General features: G+C 59.1%; 19 protein-coding genes. 15 read left to right on the top strand and 4 right to left on the bottom strand.

Going from position 1 to position 22230, the window contains the following annotated elements; all coding sequences use genetic code 11:
- Positions 1–348: 348 nt before the first annotated feature.
- The 8 genes from CKW15_RS10310 (at position 349) to CKW15_RS10275 (ending at position 11119) form a co-directional block, all read left to right on the top strand.
- Complete coding sequence (locus CKW15_RS10310; RefSeq protein ID WP_095058411.1) at positions 349–1974, top strand: ABC transporter substrate-binding protein; 1626 nt, start codon at positions 349–351, stop codon at positions 1972–1974.
- Between the two features lie 299 nt (positions 1975–2273).
- A complete protein-coding gene (locus tag CKW15_RS10305) occupies positions 2274–3872 on the top strand; it encodes an ABC transporter substrate-binding protein (RefSeq protein WP_095058410.1) in 1599 nt (532 codons plus the stop codon).
- A gap of 173 nt (positions 3873–4045) precedes the next feature.
- Complete coding sequence (locus CKW15_RS10300; protein ID WP_095058409.1) at positions 4046–5464, top strand: OprD family porin; 1419 nt, start codon at positions 4046–4048, stop codon at positions 5462–5464.
- A 79-nt stretch (positions 5465–5543) separates the two neighbouring features.
- Positions 5544–7139 carry an ABC transporter substrate-binding protein gene (locus CKW15_RS10295; protein WP_095058408.1) on the top strand — a complete coding sequence of 532 codons (1596 nt, stop codon included), beginning with the start codon at positions 5544–5546 and terminating at the stop codon, positions 7137–7139.
- 73 nt (positions 7140–7212) lie between these two features.
- Positions 7213–8223 carry an ABC transporter permease subunit gene (locus CKW15_RS10290; RefSeq protein WP_095058407.1) on the top strand — a complete coding sequence of 337 codons (1011 nt, stop codon included), beginning with the start codon at positions 7213–7215 and terminating at the stop codon, positions 8221–8223.
- A 10-nt stretch (positions 8224–8233) separates the two neighbouring features.
- The gene (locus tag CKW15_RS10285) at positions 8234–9160 is read left to right on the top strand and encodes an ABC transporter permease subunit (RefSeq protein WP_095058406.1); all 927 of its coding nucleotides are present in this window, start codon (positions 8234–8236) and stop codon (positions 9158–9160) included.
- Positions 9161–9170: 10 nt separating this feature from the next.
- Complete coding sequence (locus tag CKW15_RS10280; protein ID WP_095058405.1) at positions 9171–10139, top strand: ABC transporter ATP-binding protein; 969 nt, start codon at positions 9171–9173, stop codon at positions 10137–10139.
- Positions 10139–11119, top strand: a complete 981-nt coding sequence (locus CKW15_RS10275) for a peptide ABC transporter ATP-binding protein (RefSeq protein WP_095058404.1) — start codon at positions 10139–10141, stop codon at positions 11117–11119. The genes CKW15_RS10280 and CKW15_RS10275 overlap by 1 nt, the downstream gene beginning before the upstream one ends.
- Positions 11120–11273: 154 nt before the next feature.
- Here the strand turns inward: CKW15_RS10275 and CKW15_RS10270 are convergent, their stop codons facing one another.
- On the bottom strand, positions 11274–11531 hold the full coding sequence (locus tag CKW15_RS10270; RefSeq protein WP_095058403.1) for a hypothetical protein: 258 nt from the start codon (positions 11529–11531) through the stop codon (positions 11274–11276).
- 275 nt (positions 11532–11806) lie between these two features.
- On the opposite strand from CKW15_RS10270, the gene CKW15_RS10265 reads away from it, so the two are divergent.
- Entirely contained in the window at positions 11807–12460 is a 654-nt protein-coding gene (locus tag CKW15_RS10265) for an HD domain-containing protein (RefSeq protein WP_095058402.1), read from the top strand.
- Positions 12461–12507: 47 nt separating this feature from the next.
- Positions 12508–12876 (top strand): DUF4440 domain-containing protein, encoded by a 369-nt coding sequence (locus tag CKW15_RS10260; protein WP_095152084.1) that lies wholly within the window; start codon positions 12508–12510, stop codon positions 12874–12876.
- A gap of 280 nt (positions 12877–13156) precedes the next feature.
- Here the strand turns inward: CKW15_RS10260 and CKW15_RS10255 are convergent, their stop codons facing one another.
- Positions 13157–14740 (bottom strand): peptide chain release factor 3, encoded by a 1584-nt coding sequence (locus CKW15_RS10255; RefSeq protein ID WP_053154472.1) that lies wholly within the window; start codon positions 14738–14740, stop codon positions 13157–13159.
- Positions 14741–15269: 529 nt separating this feature from the next.
- On the opposite strand from CKW15_RS10255, the gene CKW15_RS10250 reads away from it, so the two are divergent.
- The 5 genes from CKW15_RS10250 (at position 15270) to CKW15_RS10230 (ending at position 20544) form a co-directional block, all read left to right on the top strand.
- A complete protein-coding gene (locus CKW15_RS10250) occupies positions 15270–15986 on the top strand; it encodes an ABC transporter permease (RefSeq protein ID WP_095058400.1) in 717 nt (238 codons plus the stop codon).
- A 20-nt stretch (positions 15987–16006) separates the two neighbouring features.
- Positions 16007–16900, top strand: a complete 894-nt coding sequence (locus tag CKW15_RS10245; protein WP_095058399.1) for a glycine betaine ABC transporter substrate-binding protein — start codon at positions 16007–16009, stop codon at positions 16898–16900.
- A gap of 12 nt (positions 16901–16912) precedes the next feature.
- Positions 16913–17566, top strand: coding sequence for an ABC transporter permease (locus tag CKW15_RS10240; RefSeq protein ID WP_095058398.1), 654 nt, complete (start codon positions 16913–16915; stop codon positions 17564–17566).
- Positions 17563–18720, top strand: a complete 1158-nt coding sequence (locus CKW15_RS10235; RefSeq protein WP_095058397.1) for a betaine/proline/choline family ABC transporter ATP-binding protein — start codon at positions 17563–17565, stop codon at positions 18718–18720. The genes CKW15_RS10240 and CKW15_RS10235 overlap by 4 nt, the downstream gene beginning before the upstream one ends.
- A 660-nt stretch (positions 18721–19380) precedes the next feature.
- The gene (locus CKW15_RS10230; protein ID WP_053154457.1) at positions 19381–20544 is read left to right on the top strand and encodes a type III PLP-dependent enzyme; all 1164 of its coding nucleotides are present in this window, start codon (positions 19381–19383) and stop codon (positions 20542–20544) included.
- 146 nt (positions 20545–20690) lie between these two features.
- Here the strand turns inward: CKW15_RS10230 and CKW15_RS10225 are convergent, their stop codons facing one another.
- Both CKW15_RS10225 and CKW15_RS10220 read right to left on the bottom strand, forming a co-directional pair.
- The gene (locus tag CKW15_RS10225) at positions 20691–21404 is read right to left on the bottom strand and encodes a tetratricopeptide repeat protein (RefSeq protein WP_095058454.1); all 714 of its coding nucleotides are present in this window, start codon (positions 21402–21404) and stop codon (positions 20691–20693) included.
- A 57-nt stretch (positions 21405–21461) separates the two neighbouring features.
- Positions 21462–22142 (bottom strand): Fe2+-dependent dioxygenase, encoded by a 681-nt coding sequence (locus CKW15_RS10220; RefSeq protein ID WP_095058396.1) that lies wholly within the window; start codon positions 22140–22142, stop codon positions 21462–21464.
- Positions 22143–22230: the final 88 nt, after the last annotated feature.

Here is a 22230-nt window from a genome sequence, read left to right as displayed (position 1 = left end):
AAAAGCGGTCGATTGGCCACTATCGGTGCAACAATAACCACTCTTATTCACGCCATACCCACCCTTAAAATCAGGGTATGAATAAGTAACACCCCGCCCTGACCGGGTGCAACCCAAGCACCGGGCGCACCGTCAAAGTGCGGCATTTGCACCGAAAAAACGTCGCGCAAACGGTCAAATGCGCCAGAAGTTACACCGATGCGACATTAAGGTACGTTCGTGCCACCGTTTAAGGCTTGTAGTCACTCTGGATCTTGCATTGGGTATGGCCCCTGCATAAGTATCCGCAGGAACGACTCACGAGGTCGTCCTCACATTCCAAAAATGACAACAAATCATGAGGCCACCATGCTTAAAAACGCGGTCATTCCGTTCTTAGTTGGCGCAAGCTTGTTAGCCAGCGCACCATTCGCCCAAGCAGCGACCAACCTGGTGTTCTGCTCCGAAGGGAGCCCGGCCGGTTTCGATCCAGGTCAATACACCACCGGAACCGACTTCGACGCCTCTGCAGAAACCATGTTCAACCGCCTGACCCAGTTCGAGCGCGGCGGCACCGCCGTGATTCCTGGCCTGGCGACCAGCTGGGACGTATCCGATGACGGCCTGACTTACACCTTCCACCTGCGTGAAGGCGTCAAGTTCCACACCACCCCGTACTTCAAGCCAACTCGTGAGTTCAACGCCGACGACGTGCTGTTCACCTTTAATCGCATGATTAACAAGGATGACCCGTTCCGCAAAGCGTACCCGACCGAATTCCCGTACTTCACCGACATGGGGATGGATACCAACATCACCAAGATCGATAAAGTCGACGATCACACCGTCAAGTTCACCCTCAAAGACGTCGATGCCGCGTTCATCCAGAACATGGCAATGAGTTTCGCCTCGGTCCAGTCCGCCGAGTACGCTGCCCAGCTGCTCAAGGACGGCAAGGCTGCCGACATCAACCAGAAACCGGTCGGCACCGGGCCGTTCGTGTTCAAGAGCTACCAGAAAGACTCCAACATCCGCTACACCGGGAACAAGGACTACTGGAAGCCGGATGACGTGAAGATCGACAACCTGATCTTCGCCATCACCACCGACCCGTCGGTACGTATCCAGAAGCTGAAGAAGAACGAGTGCCAGGTCACCCTGTTCCCTCGTCCGGCCGACCTGAAGGCGCTCAAGGAAGATAAATCCCTGAAGATGCCTGAGCAGGCGGGCTTCAACCTGGGCTACATCGCCTACAACGTGATGGACAAGATCAAGGGCGACGACAAGCCGAACCCGATGTCGCAGTTGAAAGTGCGCCAGGCGATGGACATGGCCGTCAACAAGCAGCAGATCATTGACTCCGTGTACCAGGGCGCCGGCCAACTGGCGGTCAACGCCATGCCGCCGACCCAGTGGTCCTACGACACCACCATCAAGGACGCCAAGTACGATCCTGAGAAAGCCAAAGAGCTGCTCAAGGAAGCCGGCGTCAAGGAAGGTACCGAGATCGTCCTGTGGGCGATGCCGGTTCAGCGTCCGTACAACCCGAACGCCAAGCTGATGGCTGAAATGCTGCAGTCCGACTGGGCGAAGATCGGCCTCAAGGTCAAGATCCAGAGCTACGAGTGGGGCGAGTACATCAAGCGCTCCAAGGGCGGCGAGAACGGCGCGATGCTGATTGGCTGGAGCGGCGACAACGGTGACCCGGACAACTGGCTCAACGTGCTGTTCGGTTGCGACTCCCTGGAAGGCAACAACTTCTCCAAGTGGTGCGACAAGAAGTTCGACGACATCGTCAAACAAGCCAAGCGCACTTCGGACCAAGGCAAGCGCACTGAGCTGTACAAACAAGCGCAACACGTCCTCAAAGACGCCGTCCCGATGACACCTATCGCTCACTCGACGGTGTTCCAACCCATGCGCGCCAACGTGCAGGACTTCAAGATCAGCCCATTTGGCTTGAACTCCTTCTACGGCGTCAGCGTCAGCAAGTAAGGTGTTGCAACGGCGACGTTTCTGACGTCGCCGTTGCTTTATCTACCGAGAAAGCAGGAATTTGCCTACATCCGAATCCGAAGCTGACTACAGCATTCGAGTCGGACGCGTTGCCATTTCCTACGAGTCTTTAGGACTCTACGCATTTACTGCCGGTCCCACGGTCCCTACCGTCGGGTACCGACCCGTGCATCTGTGGCTGATCGGTTTTGCTGCCTGTATGGCTTGAACTCAGTGCTGCCGCCACGTCCTGGACGAGATGGCGACTCATTGACCACACTTTGAGAAAAGGGAGCGTTATGCGCCATACCTTGGTTTTATCCGCATTGCTGGGCAGCGGCCTGTTGGCCGCCACCTCCATGAGCCAGGCCGCCAGCAGCCTGGTGTTCTGCTCCGAGGGCAGCCCCGCCGGTTTCGACACGGCGCAGTACACCACGGCGACCGACAATGACGCCGCCGAGCCGCTGTACAACCGTTTGGCAGAGTTCGAAAAAGGCGCGACCAATGTCGTACCGGGCCTGGCCACTAGCTGGGATATTTCCGAGGACGGCCTCACTTACACCTTTCACCTGCGCGAAGGGGTGAAATTTCATACAACGAAGTACTTCACGCCGACCCGTGATTTCAACGCCGATGACGTGCTGTTCACGTTCAATCGCATGCTCGACCCGCAACAACCTTTCCGTAAGGCTTATCCGACCGAGTTCCCATACTTCAACGGCATGAGCCTGAACAAGAACATCGCCAAGGTCGAAAAGACCGGGCCGCTGACCGTGGTCATGACGCTCAACAGCGTGGACGCCGCGTTCATCCAGAACATCGCCATGAGCTTCGCCGCCATCCTGTCCGCCGAGTACGCCGACAAACTGCTGGCCGAAGGCAAACCGAGCGACATCAACCAGAAGCCGATCGGCACCGGGCCGTTCGTGTTCAAGAGCTACCAGAAAGACTCGAACATCCGCTACACCGGTAACAAGCAATACTGGGACCCGAGCCGCGTGAAGCTCGACAACCTGATTTTCGCCATCAACACCGATGCGTCGGTGCGGGTGCAGAAACTCAAGGCCAACGAATGCCAGATCACGCTGCACCCTCGCCCTGCCGATGTGCCCGCGCTGAAGAATGACCCGAAACTGCAACTGATCGAGAAGCCCGGTTTCAACCTCGGCTACATCGCCTACAACGTGCGCCACAAACCCTTCGACCAGCTCGAAGTGCGCCAGGCGCTGGACATGGCGGTGAACAAGCAAGGCATTCTCAATGCCGTTTACCAGGGTGCGGGGCAACTGGCCGTCAACGCCATGCCGCCAACCCAATGGTCCTACGATGAAACCATCAAGGACGCCGCCTACAACCCGGAAAAAGCCAAGGAATTGCTCAAGGCGGCCGGTGTGAAGGAAGGCACCGAAATCACCCTGTGGGCCATGCCTGTGCAGCGCCCGTACAACCCCAACGCCAAGTTGATGGCCGAGATGCTCCAGGCCGACTGGGCGAAGATCGGCCTCAAGGTCAAGATCGTCAGCTATGAATGGGGCGAGTACATCAAGCGCACCAAGAATGGCGAGCACGACATCAGCCTGATCGGCTGGACCGGTGACAACGGTGATCCGGACAACTGGCTGGGCACGCTGTACAGCTGTGACGCCATTGGCGGCAACAACTACTCGATGTGGTGTGATCCGGCTTACGACAAGTTGATCAAGCAGGCCAAGGTCGTCACCGACCGCGACCAGCGCACCGTGCTCTACAAACAGGCGCAGCAGTTGCTCAAACAGCAGGTGCCGATCACGCCAGTCGCCCACTCAACGGTCAACCAACCGCTGAGCACCAAAATCGAAGGGTTCAAAGTAAGCCCCTTCGGCCGCAACGTGTTCTCGGGTGTCGGCCTAGAAAAATAACCGATTAGCCAAAAACGCCAGGGGGTGGATTTTCCATCCCCACGCAGGCGTGTTGCCTTTTTTCGCCATCCTGGCATCAAGCAAACGTTTGCGATGACGTAAATGAGTTCCAAACCAAACCGGATCACAGAAAAAAGACCGGTCATAAAAATAGAAAGCAAGGAGCTTTACCCATGAAACTGAGCAGCACAACGATACTGGCCTTGGCCATCAGCAGCGTAACCGCCACGGCGTACGCTGAAACCCAGAGCCAGGCTTTCACGCCCGTGACCGTGAAAGAGAAAAGTGCCCAGAGCGAAGCCAGCGGCTTTGTCGAAGGCCAGTCGATCGGCGGGACCACGCGCAACTGGTACGCCAACGAACAACTGAAACGTGGTGCCCATTTCAAGTACAACAAGAACGGTGTACTGACCAACACGGACCGCCGCATCAACTGGGTACAAGGCACCATCATCAAGTACAACTCGGGCTTCACCGAGGGCACCGTCGGTTTCAGCACTGAAGTCGCTGCCTACAACGCCGTCGCCCTTGAGCGTGATCGCAAGAACCTCGCCTCTGCCAATGGCGGAGCACCGCTCAATGGCGTTCCCGGTCTGGGTAACAACCGGACCCTGACTGAAAACGGCGGCGAGGCGGAAGACCAGTGGAGCAAACTGGGTCTGGCTAACGTCAAGGCTCGTCTCTCCAACACCACACTGACCGCCGGCCGCCAGAACTTCAGCAGCCCGATGGTCGACGTGATCGGCAACCGTGCCCTGCCCTCGAGTTTCCAGGGTGTGAGCCTGCACAGCGAAGAGCTGGAAAACCTGTCATTCGACCTGGCCACGTTCGATCGCAACTCACCGCGAACCGAAGAAAGCCTGCGTAAATTCCGCGCCGAATACGCCGACACGGTCATCGAAGCCGACCACGTGAACACTGCGGGGATCACCTACCAGCCGTTCGCCAGCCTGACCACCAGTTTGTGGGGTACCCAGGCCGAAGACCTGTGGAACCAGTACTACTTCGGCGCGAGTCACGTGCTGGGGGACAGCTCGGTACTGAGCCTGACCACCGGACTGAACTACTACAAGACGGTCGACGAAGGCAAAAAACTGCTGGGCGACATCGACAACGACACCTATTCCCTGTCGTTCGGATTGACCCATCAGGCCCATACCCTGACCTTCTCGTACCAGGAAGTGAACGGCAACGAGTACTTCGATTACCTGCACGAAACCAACGGCATCTACCTGGCCAACTCCCTGCTGTCGGACTTCAACGGCCCGAACGAGAAATCCTTCCAGGTGGCCTATGGCCTGAACATGGCCGAATACGGTGTGCCGGGGCTGAAGTTCAACATCTATCAGGCCCGCGGCTGGGGCATCGACGGTACTCATAACAATGGCGGCGCTTACGCCAGCGTGCAGTCCATGGACGGTGAACACCACTATGAATACGGCATCGGTACCACATACGCCGTGCAGAGCGGTCCGCTCAAGGCCACCACGATCCGTGGCACCTACACCGCTCACCGCGCCAGCGAAAACCAGGCTGATGGCAGCATCAACGAGTTCCGTCTCGTGACCACCATCCCGTTCAACATTTTGTAATGCACCTGCCGAACGGCTGATTCAGCAATGAACCGGCCGTTCGGCTTTTGTCCTTGCAATCGATTGCAGAGGGTTATAGATGAAAATGCTTCCCCTACGTGCGGCCATCGCAGCCGCCTTGCTGAGTGTCGCTGTCGGTGTCTCGGCCAAGCCGCTGGTGGTCTGCACCGAAGCCAGCCCCGAAGGCTTCGACATGGTCCAGTACACGACTGCAGTCACCGCCGACGCCGTGGCCGAAACCATCTTCAATCGCCTGGCAGACTTCAAGCCCGGCACCACTGACGTGATTCCGGCCCTGGCCGACTCCTGGGACATCAGCGAAGACGGTTTGAGCTACACCTTTCACCTGCGCAAAGGCGTCAAGTTTCACACCACCGATTACTTCAAGCCGACCCGCGACATGAATGCCGACGACGTGGTCTGGAGCTTCCAGCGTCAGCTGGACCCGAATCACCCGTGGCACAAGCTGTCGAGCGTGGGCTTCCCGTACTTTGAAAGCATGGGTTTCAAGGAACTGCTAAAAAGCGTCGAGAAAGTCGACGACAACACGGTCAAGTTCACCCTGACCCGTCGCGAAGCGCCGTTCCTGGCCGACATCGCCATGGCCTTCTCGTCGATCTACTCCGCCGAGTACGCTGACCAGTTGCTCAAGGCCAACAAGACTGGCGATCTGAACAACAAGCCGATCGGCACCGGTCCGTTCGTGTTCCAGCGTTACAACAAGGACGCCCAGGTCCGCTTCAAGGCCAACCCGGATTATTTCCGTGGCAAGCCACCGGCCGAAGCGCTGATCCTGGCCATCGCCACCGACAACAACGTGCGCCTGCAAAAGCTCAAGGCCAACGAATGTCAGGTGGCGCTGTATCCGAAGCCGGACGATATCCCGAGCATCAAGAAAGACCCGAACCTGAAAGTCGACGAACTGAACGCGATGACCGTGTCCTACGTCGCGATGAACACTACGCACAAATACATGAGTGATGTGCGGGTGCGCAAAGCCATCGACATCGCGTTCGACAAGGAAGCCTACGTCAATGCCCTGTTCGGCAAAGGCAATGCGACAGCAGCGGTCAACCCGTACCCGGACACCCTGCTGGGTTACAACCACAGCCTGAAGAACCCCGTCCGTGACCTCGACAAGGCCCGTGCCCTGCTCAAGGAAGCCGGCGTACCGGAAGGCACCACGTTCACCCTGTTCACCCGCAACGGTGGCGGTCCGACCAACCCCAACCCGATGCTCGGCGCGCAGATGATGCAGGCCGACCTGGCCAAGGTCGGGATCAAGATCGACATCCGCGTGATGGAATGGGGCGAAATGCTCAAGCGCGCCAAAAACGGCGAGCACGACATGGTTTCCGCCGGATGGGCGGGCGATAACGGCGACCCGGATAACTTCCTGACGCCTATGCTCAGTTGCGAAGCCGCCAAGAACGGCGAAAACTATGCACGCTGGTGCAATGACAAGTTCCAGGCGCTGCTCGATCAGGCCCGGGAAAAGACCGATCCGGCCGAACGCGCAGCACTCTACGAGCAGGCCCAGGTTATTTTTAATCAGGACCAGCCTTGGATCAGCATGGCACACACTAGAATGTTCACCGCAATGCGCAACAACGTAGAGGGCTATCACATTAGCCCCCTCACCACGAATAACTTCGCCACCACCCAGGTGAAGTAAATAAGAAAACTCCCGGCATACCCGACCCAGGCATGCCGGGCACGCCTAACCGGCTGATGAGGTACACCTTACGATGTTTAGTTTTATTGCCCGCCGACTGGGGTTACTGATCCCCACGTTCTTCGGCATCACCTTGCTGACCTTCGCGTTGATTCGCATGATCCCTGGCGACCCCGTGGAAGTCATGATGGGCGAACGCAGAGTCGACCCGGAAATGCACGCTCAGGCAATGGAACGCCTAGGTCTGAACAAACCCCTGTATGCCCAGTACCTGGATTACATCGGCAAGCTGGTCCACGGCGACCTCGGCGAGTCCTTGCGCACCCGTGAAAGCGTGTGGACCGAGTTCACCTCCCTGTTCCCCGCGACCCTGGAACTGTCCATGGCCGCGCTGCTGTTCGCCGGCATCCTGGGCCTGCTGGCCGGGGTGATCGCGGCCCTCAAGCGAGGGTCCTTGTTCGACCATGGGGTGATGGGCATCTCCCTGGCGGGATACTCGATGCCGATCTTCTGGTGGGGCCTGATCCTGATCATGTTCTTCTCGGTGAGCCTGGGCTGGACCCCGGTGTCCGGGCGGATCGACCTGCTGTACGACATCGAGCCGCGCACCGGTTTCATGCTGATCGATACGCTGCTGGCCGATGACGTCGGCGCGTTCCTCGATGCCCTGCATCACCTGATCCTGCCGGCCATCGTGCTGGGTACCATTCCGCTGGCGGTGATTGCGCGGATGACCCGTTCCTCGATGCTCGAAGTGCTGCGCGAGGACTACATCCGTACCGCCCGCGCCAAAGGCCTGTCGCCGTCGCGCGTGGTGTTCGTGCACGGCCTGCGCAACGCGCTGATTCCGGTGCTGACCGTGGTCGGCCTGCAAGTCGGCACCCTGCTGGCCGGTGCGGTCCTGACCGAAACCATCTTCTCCTGGCCCGGCATCGGCAAATGGCTGATCGAAGCCATTGGCGCCCGGGACTACCCGGTCGTACAAAACGGCATCCTGTTAATCGCCTGCCTGGTGATTCTGGTCAATTTCGTGGTGGACATCCTCTACGGCTTTGCCAACCCACGCATCCGTCATCAGCGCTGAGGTCAATACCATGAGCACTCCAACATCCTCAGTAGCCACCGCCACGCCCGTCGTGGATCAGAGCCTGCTGTACCCGTCGCCGTACAAAGAATTCTGGCAAGCGTTCTCCAAGAACAAGGGCGCCGTCGCCGGCCTGATGTTCATGCTGCTGGTGATTTTCTGCGCCATCTTCGCCCCGTGGGTTGCGCCCCATGATCCGAGCGAGCAATACCGCGACTTCCTGCTGACCCCGCCGGCCTGGCTGGAAGGTGGGCAGATCCAGTTCCTGCTCGGCACCGATGAGCTGGGCCGCGATTTGCTGTCGCGCCTGATCCAGGGTTCGCGGTTGTCCTTGATGATCGGCTTGTCCTCGGTGGTCATGTCGCTGATCCCGGGCATCCTGATGGGCTTGCTCGCCGGGTTCTTCCCGCGCGTACTCGGCCCGACCATCATGCGTTTGATGGACATCATGCTGGCCCTGCCCTCCTTGCTGCTGGCTGTGGCGATCGTCGCCATCCTCGGCCCTGGCCTGATCAACACCGTAATCGCCATCGCCGTGGTGTCCCTGCCGTCCTACGTTCGTCTGACCCGCGCGGCGGTGATGGGCGAACTGAACCGCGACTACGTGACTGCCGCCCGCTTGGCCGGTGCCGGTCTGCCGCGCCTGATGTTCATCACCGTGCTGCCCAACTGCATGGCACCGCTGATCGTTCAAGCGACCCTGAGCTTCTCCTCGGCGATTCTCGATGCCGCCGCCCTGGGCTTCCTCGGCCTTGGCGTACAACCGCCAACCCCTGAGTGGGGCACCATGCTGGCTTCGGCCCGCGACTACATCGAACGCGCGTGGTGGGTCGTGAGCCTGCCGGGTTTGACCATTTTGCTCAGCGTGCTGGCAATCAACTTGATGGGTGACGGCCTGCGCGATGCGCTGGACCCGAAACTCAAGAACGCCGCCTGAGGAGATTCCCATGTCACTGCTAGAAATCAAGAATCTCAACGTTCGCTTCGGCGACAAGAACGCCGTGCCGGTGGTCGACGGTCTCGACCTGAAAGTGGACAAGGGCGAAGTGCTGGCCATCGTTGGCGAGTCGGGTTCGGGCAAGTCCGTGACCATGATGGCGCTGATGGGCCTGATCGAGCATCCCGGCATCGTCACCGCCGACTCGCTCAGCTTTGACGGCAAGGACATGCTCAAGTTGAGCAACCGTCAGCGTCGGCAAATCGTCGGCAAAGACCTGTCGATGGTTTTCCAGGACCCGATGACCGCGCTGAACCCGAGCTACACCGTGGGTTTCCAGATCGAAGAAGTGCTGCGCCTGCACCTGAAAATGTCCGGCAAGGCCGCCCGCAAACGCGCCATCGAACTGCTGGAAAAAGTTGAAATCCCGGGTGCCGCGAGCCGCATGGACGCTTACCCGCATCAACTCTCCGGCGGTATGAGCCAGCGTGTCGCCATTGCCATGGCGATTGCCGGTGAACCGAAACTGCTGATCGCCGACGAACCGACCACCGCCCTCGACGTGACCATCCAGGCGCAGATCATGGACCTGCTGCTGGCGTTGCAGAAAGAGCAGGACATGGGCCTGGTGCTGATCACCCACGACCTCGCCGTCGTGGCTGAAACCGCCCAGCGCGTGTGTGTGATGTACGCCGGTCAAGCCGTCGAAGTCGGCCAGGTGCCGCAACTGTTCGACATCCCGGCACACCCGTACAGCGAAGCGCTGCTCAAGGCGATTCCGGAACACAGCCTCGGCGCCGCGCGCTTGTCGACGTTGCCAGGCATCGTGCCCGGTCGCTACGACCGTCCGCAGGGTTGCCTGCTGTCGCCGCGCTGCCCGTATGTGCAGGACAACTGCCGTGCGCAGCGTCCGAGCCTTGATCCGAAAAGCCACAGCCTCGCCCGCTGCTTCTACCCGCTGAACCAGGAGGTGGCGTAATGGCCGTCGTTCTTACCGCCCGCGACCTGACCCGTCACTACGAAGTGTCCCGTGGCCTGTTCAAGGGACACGCGACCGTACGCGCCCTCAACGGTGTGTCGTTCGAACTGGAAGCCGGCAAGACCCTCGCCGTCGTCGGTGAATCGGGCTGCGGCAAGTCCACCCTCGCCCGTGCCCTGACCCTGATCGAAGAGCCGTCCTCCGGTTCCTTGAAAATCGCCGGACAGGAAGTCGCCGGCGCCGATAAGGCCCAGCGCAAGCAACTGCGCAAAGACGTGCAGATGGTGTTCCAGAGCCCGTACGCCTCGTTGAACCCGCGGCAGAAAGTCGGTGATCAATTGGCCGAGCCATTGCTGATCAACACCAACCTCAGCGCCTCGGAACGCCGCGACAAAGTCCAGGCGATGATGAAGCAGGTGGGTTTGCGGCCTGAGCATTACCAGCGCTATCCGCACATGTTCTCCGGCGGTCAGCGCCAGCGGATTGCGCTCGCCCGGGCGATGATGCTGCAACCGAAAGTGCTGGTGGCGGACGAACCGACCTCGGCGCTCGACGTGTCGATTCAGGCACAGGTGCTGAACCTGTTCATGGATTTGCAGCAGGAATTCAACACGGCCTACGTGTTCATCTCGCACAACCTGGCGGTGGTGCGTCACGTCGCCGATCACGTGATGGTGATGTACCTCGGCCGCCCCGTGGAAATGGGCCCGAAAGAGGACATCTACACCCGCCCTCTGCACCCGTACACCCAAGCCCTGTTGTCGGCCACGCCGACCATCCACCCGGATCCGGACAAGCCGAAAATCAAGATCGTCGGCGAACTGCCCAACCCGCTGAACCCACCGTCCGGCTGTGCTTTCCACAAGCGCTGCCCGTACGCCACCGAGCGTTGCAGCACTGAAGAACCGGCCCTGCGCCTGCTCGACAGCCGGCAGGTGGCTTGCCATTACGCCGAGCAATTCCTCGACGGCGCGGCGTAAAAAATGCGGGAGCTAGCCTGCTAGCGATTGCGGTGTGCCAGTAACCACAAATGTTGACTGGTATGCCGCTATCGCCAGCAGGCTAGCTCCCACAGGGTTTCTGTTGACCAAACCCCTTCCACTTCACTGGAAGGGGTTTTATTTTGTCTGTGATTTACGTCTGGCTGTCGCCCTCTTCCTCTTCATCGGAGTCCGGCTCGTCGGTGGTCGAATCGTCATCGCTCGCAGCACCACCCTGCCCCTGATCGCCCGGTTCGGACTCGGACTTGGCGATCATCAGCTCGCCATGCGCCCCCTGCCCGCTCGATGCCTGTGTCTCGTGCTCCTCACACTCAGCCCAAACCGCCGAACTGCCCAAGGTCAACATCACCAGCACCTTCAACATCAATAAAACGCGTAGCCATCTGTTCATAGTCGAATCCCTCCTTCATAGAGTGCCTTTCTGGCGCTGATTAAAATCTAGTTCCGATCAGCCGGGTTCTCCAGATAGGACGCTAACAGATGAGAGAAAATGCCAATGCCTGGCAGATTGGTTTTGAATAATAGTTATGCCGAAAAGGTCAAAGCGTGTTCCGCCTTCCAGAACGCTTGTGCACCCACAGAATCCCTCGCAGGATTCGCGGGATTCGCGGGATGTACGCAGGACAGGACTTCCCGTGATCGACACGTTTAATCAAAGGACACAGCATGATCAGCAACGCCTTCGCACCGATGCAATCACTCGCCACCACCCTGCTACCTCACGCCCTGGAACCCTCGGAAGACGGCGCTCACGACCTTTCGCACCTGCAACGGGTTTGGCACAACGCCCACTTGATTCAGGCACAGGAAGGTGGCGATCTAGAGGTGCTGCTGGCGGCGGTGTTGTTGCATGATTGTGTAGCAGTGGAAAAGAACTCGCCGTTGCGCTCGCAGGCATCGCAATTGGCAGCGCGCAAAGCGTCAGGGGTATTGGCGAAGTTGGATTGGCGCGAGACAAAAATCGCCGCCGTCGCCCACGCCATCGAAGCCCATAGCTTTTCCGCCAACATCTCGCCGACCTCGCTGGAAGCGAAAATCGTGCAGGACGCCGACCGCCTCGACTCCCTGGGTATGCTCGGCGTCGCCCGCACCTTTTACGTTGCCGGGCGCATGGGCAGCGCCCTCTACGACCCGCAGGACCCGCAGGCCAATGACCGCGACTATGACGACACTCGCTTCTGCATCGACCATTTCCAGACCAAGCTGCTGCACTTGGCAGACGGCTTCCAGACTGCGACAGGGCAACGTCTGGCACAGGTTCGTCATGAGCGTTTGAAGGGGTTTCTGGAACAGTTCAAGGAAGAGATCGGGATTGGCTGATACGCCAGGAGCACTGAACCGGCATAACTCAGGAAAGGACAAGCGCCATGGATCTGTCGCAAACACTGCTGCAACTTGAACGACGCCTCCTGTCACACACGACTCGACGGAATGCTGAAGAAATCTCACGCCTACTCGCGGATGACTTTATCGAGTTCAGCGCCAGTGGCGGCATCTGGAGCAAGGCCGAAGTGGTCGAGCAGTTGCCCCATGAGTCGTTTATCCAACGGAGCATCAGCCACTTTGCCATCAAGCCATTGTCAGAAGAGACCGCCTTGGTGACTTATCATTGTTACGTCGACAGCCACGACCATCCCAGCGCAGTCCACAGTCTGCGCAGTTCCATCTGGCGTAATCGGGGCGAGCAGTGGCAGATGGTTTTCCACCAGGGGACATTGATTCCCAGTGAACAATGACGCAGGCATTCATGGCGAATCCGGATCCCTCGCGAGCAAGCTCGCTCCTACAGTGCCCGCGGCGAGTCAGAGAATGTTGTGAACGTCCCGGATTACTGTAGGAGCGAGCCTGCTCGCGATGGACGTCAACGATGACGTGCGCAGCCTGGATAAACGCGGTGCGCTTGAAATCACCGTCGGAACGCCGCCCGGAGCAGGCTCGCGCCTACAGAGGGTTGCGTCAGGCAACAAAAAACCCCGCAGCTTTCGCGACGGGGTTTCTGGCCTTTCAGCTCAGCGCTTAATGATGCTCACGCGTCGCACGGAATTTCACGTCCGGCCAGCGCTCTTCCATCAGTGCCAGGTTGACCCGCGTAGGCGCGAGGTAGGTCAGGTGACCACCGCCGTCCAGTGCCAGGTTTTCCACAGCCTTGTTGGAGAATTCCTCAAGCTTCTTCTTGTCGCCGCATTCGATCCAGCGTGCCGAATACACAGTGATCGGCTCGTAGGAGCACTCGACCTTGTATTCCTCTTTCAGGCGGCTGGCGACCACATCGAACTGCAGCACACCAACGGCGCCGAGGATGATGTCGTTGCTGCGTTCCGGGAAGAACACCTGGGTCGCGCCTTCTTCGGCGAGCTGTTGCAGGCCCTGACGCAGTTGCTTGGATTTCAGCGGATCCTTCAGGCGAACGCGGCGGAACAGTTCCGGGGCGAAGTGCGGGATACCGGTGAAGCCCAGGACTTCGCCTTCGGTGAAGGTGTCGCCGATCTGGATGGTGCCGTGGTTGTGCAGACCGATGATGTCGCCAGCGAAGGCTTCTTCCAGTTGCTCACGTTCGGAGGAGAAGAAGGTCAGCGCGTCGCCGATTCGCACGTCCTTACCGGTGCGCACGTGGCGCATCTTCATGCCTTTTTCGTACTTGCCGGAGCAGATACGCATGAAGGCGATGCGGTCGCGGTGTTTCGGGTCCATGTTTGCCTGGATCTTGAAGATGAAGCCCGAGAACTTCTCTTCCACCGGCTCCACGGTGCGCTCGTTGGCCACGCGGGCCAGTGGGCGCGGTGCCCAATCGACGACGGCGTCGAGCACGTGATCGACACCGAAGTTGCCCAGTGCCGTACCGAAGAACACCGGGGTCAGCTGACCGTCGAGGAACTCCTGCTGATTGAACTCGTGGCAGGCGCCCTGCACCAGTTCCAGCTGTTCGATGAAGCGCTCGTACTCGTCGCCCAGGTGCGCACGCGCCTCATCGGAATCGAGCTTCTCGATGATCTTGGTTTCGGTGCGCTCGTGGCCGTGACCGGCGGTGTACACGATGATGTAGTCATCGGCGAGGTGATACACGCCTTTGAAATCACGGTAGCAACCAATCGGCCAGGTGATCGGCGCTGCCTTGATCTTCAGGACGGCTTCGATTTCGTCGAGCAGTTCGATCGGGTCGCGGATGTCACGGTCGAGTTTGTTGATGAAGCTGACAATCGGCGTGTCACGCAGACGGCAGACGTCCATCAGGGCGATGGTCCGTGGCTCTACACCCTTACCGCCATCGAGGACCATCAAGGCCGAGTCGACCGCCGTCAGGGTACGGTAGGTATCTTCGGAGAAGTCTTCGTGGCCCGGGGTGTCGAGCAGGTTGATCATGTGCTCGCGATACGGGAACTGCATGACCGACGTGGTAATGGAAATACCACGCTGCTTTTCCATTTCCATCCAGTCGGAGGTGGCATGGCGGTCGGATTTACGCGATTTCACCGTGCCGGCCACCGCAATCGCCTTGCCCATCAGCAAGAGCTTTTCGGTGATGGTGGTCTTACCGGCATCGGGGTGGGAAATAATGGCGAAAGTGCGGCGTTTCGCGACTTCGGCGGCCTGTTTGGTCATGGGAAATCGCCTGGCAGGTGATTCAAAAAAGGGCGGCGAGTATAGCTTAAAAAGTAACCGACGGACCACCGTCCGTAGGGGGTGAGCACCTGCAGGAACTGCCGAAGGCTGCGATATTTTGGCGATTCAAACCACGCCAAAGATCAAAGGATCGCAGCCTTCGGCAGCTCCTACGGGTGGCAAAATGGTGTCGAACGTGGGAACCTTTTAAAGCACGGAGACGTCCACTCCCCCGTTACGACCACTCGTCGGGGGCCAGAAACACCTGCAAATCGGCCTGACGAGGCTGTGCTCATGGCTCGATTGCTGCGCGCCTAACCCCTGTAGGAGCGAGCCTGCTCGCGATGGACGTCAACAATAACGCTGGGTACCTGAAGGTACGCGTTGTCTGGACGTTTTTCGCGAGCAGGCTCGCTCCTACAGTGGAACGCGCTCGGCATGAGCTGCTTATCGCGATCATTTTTTCGGCAGCCAGGAATGGCGTTGCCACACGAGAAAGTGTTCGCCGACTGAAAAAAGGAGTCCGCCTGTGGCTATCCACTATGGCAAAGGGCTGATAGGAGGCGCGCTGGTAATCGCCCTTCTGGCCCTGCTGATCCACTGGATCGGCATCAATACGATCGAACTTTACCGCGACGATTTATTGTTTTACCTGCAAGCTCATCTGATTCTCGTCCTCGCTTCCATGCTGGCCGCCCTTGTCGTGGGCATTCCTGCCGGTATCCTCCTCAGCCGCCCGTCCATGGTCGGCCGCGCCGAACGCTTCATGCAGTTCTTCAACATCGGCAACACCGTTCCGCCCCTCGCCGTCCTGGCCATCGCCCTCGGCTTCCTCGGCATCGGCAGCGGCCCTGCCATCTTCGCCCTGTTCCTCGCCTCGCTGCTGCCCATCGTGCGCAACACCTACGAAGGCCTGAAAAACGTTCAGGGCTCGCTCAAGGAAGCCGCCGTCGGCATCGGCATGACCCCGCGCCAGGTGCTGTGGAAAGTCGAGTTGCCCAACGCCGTGCCGATCATCATCGGCGGTGTGCGCGTGGCCCTGGCGATCAATGTCGGGACGGCGCCGCTGGCGTTCCTGATCGGCGCCAACAGTCTCGGCAGCCTGATCTTCCCCGGCATCGCCTTGAACAATCAGCCGCAATTGCTGCTCGGCGCCGCTTGCACCGCCCTGCTGGCCTTGTTGCTCGACGGCCTGGTGACACTCGCCAGCCGCCTCTGGCTCGAACGCGGCTTGCGCCCGTCTTAAGCCTCGGCAAAGGAATCGTCATGAAAACTTCTAGCTTTTTACTAGGCTGCGTCCTGCTGTTCGCAGGATTTGCCCAAGCCGCGGAAAAACCCTTGATCCGCATCGGCGCCCGGGTGTTCACCGAACAAACCCTGCTCGCGGAAATCACCGCTCAATACCTGCGCACCAAAGGCTACGACGCCAAGGTCACCGGTGGCTTGGGCAGTAACCTGGCCCGTAGTGCCCAGGAAAGCGGACAACTGGACATGGTCTGGGAGTACACCGGCGTATCGCTGGTTTCCTACAACCACGTCACGGAAAAACTCGACAGCCAGCAGTCACTGGCACGAGTCACCGAGCTGGATGCGAAGAAAGGCCTGACCTGGCTCTCACCGTCGAAATTCAGCAACACCTACGCCTTGGCACTGCCGGAAAAAATCGCAGCCAAGTACCCGCAGATCCAAACCATCAGTGACCTTGACCGGGCCTTGCGCGACGAAGCCAAAGACAATCCACTGGTGGCGCTGGACACCGAGTTCGCCAACCGTTCCGACGGCCTGGCCGGCATGGTCAAGCTCTACGACATGGACCTGACCCGCCGCAATATCCGTCAAATGGACGCGGGACTGGTCTACACCGCCCTGCGCAATGGCCAGGTGTTTGCCGGTCTGGTCTACACAACCGACGGACGCTTGAGCGCCTTCAAGCTCAAGTTGCTGGAAGACGACAAACACTACTTCCCCGACTACACCGCCGCACCGGTGGTGCGCCAAGAGTATCTCGACGCGCACCCGCAACTGGCCGCGCAACTCAAGCCGCTAGCCGACCTGTTCGATGACGAAACCATGCGCCAGCTCAATGCACGGGTCGATGTCGATCACCAAAGTCCTTCATCCGTTGCCGCCGATTTCCTGCGCCAACACCCACTGAACTGAGAAGGAGACGACATGGATTTTCTCAATGCCTTTTCCCATCTCGACTGGGCCCAAGTGCTTCACCTGACCTGGCAACACATCACGCTGGTCGGTGTCGCCGTGACCCTGGCGATTCTGGTTGGCGTGCCGCTGGGTATCCTGATGACACGCTTCCCGAGCCTCGCCGGTCCGTTGCAAGCCAGCGCCACCGTATTGCTGACCGTGCCGTCGATTGCCCTGTTCGGCCTGCTGCTGCCGCTCTACTCCAAGTTCGGCCAGGGTCTGGGGCCGATGCCGGCGATTACTGCGGTGTTCCTGTACTCGCTGCTGCCGATCATGCGTAACACCTACCTGGCGCTGACCAACGTCGAACCGGGCATTCGCGAAGCCGCACGCGGTATCGGCATGACCTTCGGCCAGCGCCTGCGCATGGTCGAGTTGCCCATCGCCGTACCGGTGATCCTCGCCGGCGTGCGCACCGCCGTGGTGATGAACATCGGCGTCATGACCATCGCCGCCACCATCGGCGCCGGTGGCCTCGGTGTGCTCATCCTCGCTTCCATCAGCCGCAGCGACATGTCGATGCTGATCGTCGGCGCTGTGGTGGTCAGTGTGCTGGCCATCTTCGCCGACCTGCTTTTGCAATGGCTGCAACGTTCGCTGACTCCAAAAGGATTACTCAAATGATCGAACTTCAAAACCTCAGCAAGACCTTCCAAAGCAACGGCAAAGACGTCAAAGCCGTGGACTCGGTAAGCCTGACCGTCAATGAAGGCGAAATCTGCGTGTTCCTCGGGCCATCGGGTTGCGGCAAAAGCACCACGCTGAAAATGATCAACCGCCTGATCAAACCGACCTCGGGCAAGATCCTGATCAACGGCGAAGACACCACCGAGCTCGACGAAGTGACCCTGCGTCGCAACATTGGCTACGTCATCCAGCAGATCGGCCTGTTCCCCAACATGACCATCGAAGAGAACATCGTGGTCGTACCGAAACTGCTCGGCTGGGACAAGCAGAAATGCCACGACCGTGCCCGCGAATTGATGAGCATGATCAAGCTTGAACCCAAGCAATACCTGCATCGTTATCCACGGGAATTGTCCGGTGGCCAACAACAGCGGATCGGCGTAATTCGCGCACTCGCGGCGGATGCGCCGTTGCTGCTGATGGACGAACCCTTCGGCGCGGTCGACCCGATCAACCGCGAAATGATCCAGAACGAATTTTTCGAAATGCAGCGGGCGCTGAACAAGACGGTGATCATGGTCAGCCACGACATCGACGAGGCGATCAAGCTCGGCGACAAGATCGCGATCTTCCGCGCCGGCAAGCTGTTGCAGATCGATCACCCGGACACGTTGCTCGCGCACCCGGCGGATGAGTTTGTCAGCAACTTCGTCGGCCAGGACAGCACGCTCAAGCGTCTGCTGCTGGTGAAGGCCGAAGATGCAGCGGACAACGCGCCATCCGCAAGCCCGGAAACGTCGGTGGCCGATGCGCTGGAATTGATGGACGAGCATGACCGCCGCTATGTGGTGGTCACTTGTACCGAGAATAAAGCCCTGGGTTATGTAAGACGTCGCGACCTGCACCGTCAGACCGGCACCTGCGCGCAGTACCTTCGCGAGTTCAACGCCACCGCGGCGTACGACGAGCATTTGCGTATCCTGCTGTCGCGGATGTACGAGTTCAACCGGGCGTGGCTGCCGGTGATGGATGCCGAGCGGGTGTTTCTGGGCGAGGTGACGCAGGAGTCGATTGCGGCTTATTTGAGTTCGGGTCGTTCGCGGGGGATGAAGACCAGCATCGTTTCGCCTGCCGAGGCAGTGGTCGCCTGATCACACCAATCGCCCGGTAAAAACGCAAAACCCTGTGGCAGCTAGCCTGCTAGCGATAGGGAAATACCAGTCAACACTGTGGTGATGATGAAATTGTCATCGCCAGCAGGCTGGCTCCCACAGGTTCGGTGCGAAAGCTGAATACTTTCAAGGCCGGAAAAAAATATCAACAGCTGCGCCTGTAACAGCGCCTCAAAAACACCTACTGCAACAGCCAAAATCCCCCACAACAAACCTTTTCGCAGCCAACGTCGCCGATGTTGACGCTATCGTACTTCCAAGGGACTTGGCGCACAAAAGCGTCGAACGTGCAGGTATTTTTAACACTTCAAAATTTCAAGGGAACATCTGTCCGTCATCTCGGTCGGCTACAAAGAGTGATGCGCACGACGCACGTCAGAAGCGTGCAAAAACGCGACATTTTTTGTTGATCTCAAGCCCCTCACGCCCTAAAGTTCGCGCCGAACGTCCATGCTGGAAACGATCCATCCGGCTCAAGTACTGACGACGAGACAGCAAGGCCAAGGGAAAAGCAGCACTTCCCATGGCCTTTTTGCTTTCGGCGACATGCCTTGGGAAGTAGGCGAACCAAAGTGGGGATACGGAGGACGTTCATTTGCACCCATTGATTAACGACGTTTGCCACTAGGAGTCCCAAGTATGTCGATTCAGGTCGAAGATTATTTCGCGCGCGCCACTTTTGACAAAATGAAGGCGTTCGCCGACAAGCACGAAACCCCGTTCGTGGTGATCGACACCGCGATGATCAGCCAGGCCTACGACGACCTGCGCGCCGGTTTCGAATTCGCCAAGGTCTACTACGCGGTCAAGGCCAACCCGGCCGTTGAAATCATCGACCTGCTCAAAGAGAAAGGCTCGAGCTTCGACATCGCCTCGATCTATGAGCTGGACAAAGTAATGGATCGCGGCGTCAGCGCCGACCGTATCAGCTACGGCAACACCATCAAGAAATCCAAGGACATTCGCTACTTCTACGAGAAGGGCGTGCGCCTGTTTTCCACCGACTCCGAAGCCGACCTGCGCAACATCGCCAAGGCCGCGCCGGGCTCGAAAGTCTACGTGCGCATCCTGACCGAAGGCTCGACCACCGCTGACTGGCCGTTGTCGCGCAAATTCGGTTGCCAGACCGACATGGCCATGGACCTGCTGATCCTCGCCCGCGACCTGGGCCTGGTGCCTTACGGCATCTCGTTCCACGTTGGCTCGCAGCAGCGCGACATCAGCGTCTGGGACGCGGCGATTGCCAAGGTCAAAGTGATCTTCGAACGCCTGAAGGAAGAAGACGGCATCCACCTGAAGCTGATCAACATGGGCGGCGGCTTCCCGGCCAACTACATCACCCGCACCAACAGCCTGGAAACCTACGCCGAAGAAATCATCCGCTTCCTCAAGGAAGACTTCGGTGACGACCTGCCGGAAATCATCCTGGAACCAGGCCGTTCGCTGATCGCCAACGCCGGCATCCTGGTCAGCGAAGTGGTACTGGTTGCACGTAAATCCCGTACGGCCGTCGAGCGTTGGGTGTACACGGATGTGGGCAAGTTCTCCGGCCTGATCGAAACCATGGACGAAGCCATCAAGTTCCCGATCTGGACCGAGAAGAAAGGCGAGATGGAAGAAGTGGTCATCGCCGGCCCGACCTGCGACAGCGCCGACATCATGTACGAAAACTACAAGTACGGCCTGCCGCTGAACCTGGCCATCGGTGATCGCCTGTACTGGCTGTCGACCGGTGCCTACACCACCAGCTACAGCGCTGTTGAATTCAACGGCTTCCCGCCGCTGAAGTCGTTCTACGTGTAAAAACTGCGTAGAAAACAAAAAGCCCATGACCTGTCATGGGCTTTTTTGTGGGTGACCCTGTAGGAGCCGGTTTGCTGGCGATCCAGGCACCGCCGTTAACCAGATGCACCGCGCCGCGTGACCGTTAATCGCCAGCAAGCCGGCACCTACAGAGGTTTGATGCCCTGTTCGAGTTCGGCGGAGCGCTGGGCGTACGCCGGTGCCAACGCTCGAATTTGCGGATCGGTTGCGTTTAACAACGCTTTGCTCGCGACCCGCAGGAAATTCAGATTGCCGCCGGTCAGCGCCCTGCGCAGCCATTGCAATGCCTCGTCGATATTCCCTTGATCCGCCAACACTGCTGCAAAACTGAACTGGCCACGAAAGTCACCACCCTCGGCCGAACGCCGATACCAGTCATGCGCGGCTTTCAAATCCTTCGGGCAGACCCGCCCTTCTTCCAGATACCGTCCCAACAGATTCATCGATTTTGCATGGCCCAACTCGGCAGCGCGGCGATAGAGACTCAGCGCTTGAAGCTGATCCTCAACCACCCCGCGCCCGGTCGCCAGCAGATTGGCGTAGTTGTACATCGCCCAATCCAGCCCGGCGGTGACGGCCAGTCGATAATGCCTGGCCGCTGACGATACATCAGCCGCACAGCCCCAACCATGCTCATGACAACGGCCGAGCATGTTGCGCGCCATCACATGCCCACGACGCGCAGCGATGTCGAACCAGCGCACCGCCAGCGGCTGATCCTGAGCGATGCCCTGCCCGTCCAGCAGAATCTGCCCGAGCAGCGCCTGGGCATCGAGGACGTCTTCGCGAGCCGCGATCAGAATCGCCTGGGCTGCACGCGCCGGGCTTTCGTCGAGCATGGATTTGAGCCGCTCACCGTCGAGCACTTCCTCGCGGCGTAACCGAAAGTCCGCCACTTACACCTCGACCCAGCGACGCAACAGGTTGTGATAAGTGCCGGTGAGGCGGATCAGCGAGGGGTGATCCGGCAGGTCCCGGGTCAGTTGCTGGATCGCGCCGTCCATCTCGAACAACAGTGCACGCTGGCTGTCTTCACGCACCAGGCTTTGGGTCCAGAAGAACGAGGCGTATCGCGTTCCGTGCGTGACGGCATTGACCTTGTGCAGACTGGTGCCGGGGTACAGAACCATGTCACCCGCCGGCAACTTCACCCGCTGGGTGCCGAAAGTGTCCTGGATTTCCAGTTCGCCGCCGTCGTAGTCCTCGGGCTCGCTGAAGAACAACGTGGCCGAGAGGTCGGTGCGCACCCGCTCCATACTGCCCTTGGGCTGACGCACGGCGTTATCGATGTGGAAGTCGAAACTGCCGCCGGCTGTGTAACAGTTCAGCAACGGAGGAAAGACTTTGTGTGGCAGCGCCGCTGACATGAACAGCGGACTTTTCCACAGCCGCTCCAGCATGGCCGCACCGATTTCCTTGGCCAGAGGGTGGTTTTCCGGCAACTGGAGATTGTGCTTGGCCTTGGCCGACTGAAAGCCCGCCGTGATCTTGCCATCCGCCCAATCAGCCTGCTCCAGCGCTTCGCGAATGCGCTGTACTTCGTCTTTTTCGAACAGGCCGGGTATGTGCAGCAACATGACAACGACACCAGATGGCAAAGGGACGGCAATGGTATTGATTCTTATTGCCCGTGTAAAACCCGCCAGACGAATGAAGTAGTAAAAA

Origin of the sequence: Pseudomonas sp. Irchel s3b5 (genome assembly GCF_900187435.1) — a bacterium.
Classification (GTDB): Bacteria; Pseudomonadota; Gammaproteobacteria; order Pseudomonadales; family Pseudomonadaceae; genus Aquipseudomonas.
The sequence above is the reverse complement of the archived record's forward strand: the minus strand, read 5'-3'. Positions and strand labels throughout refer to the sequence as shown.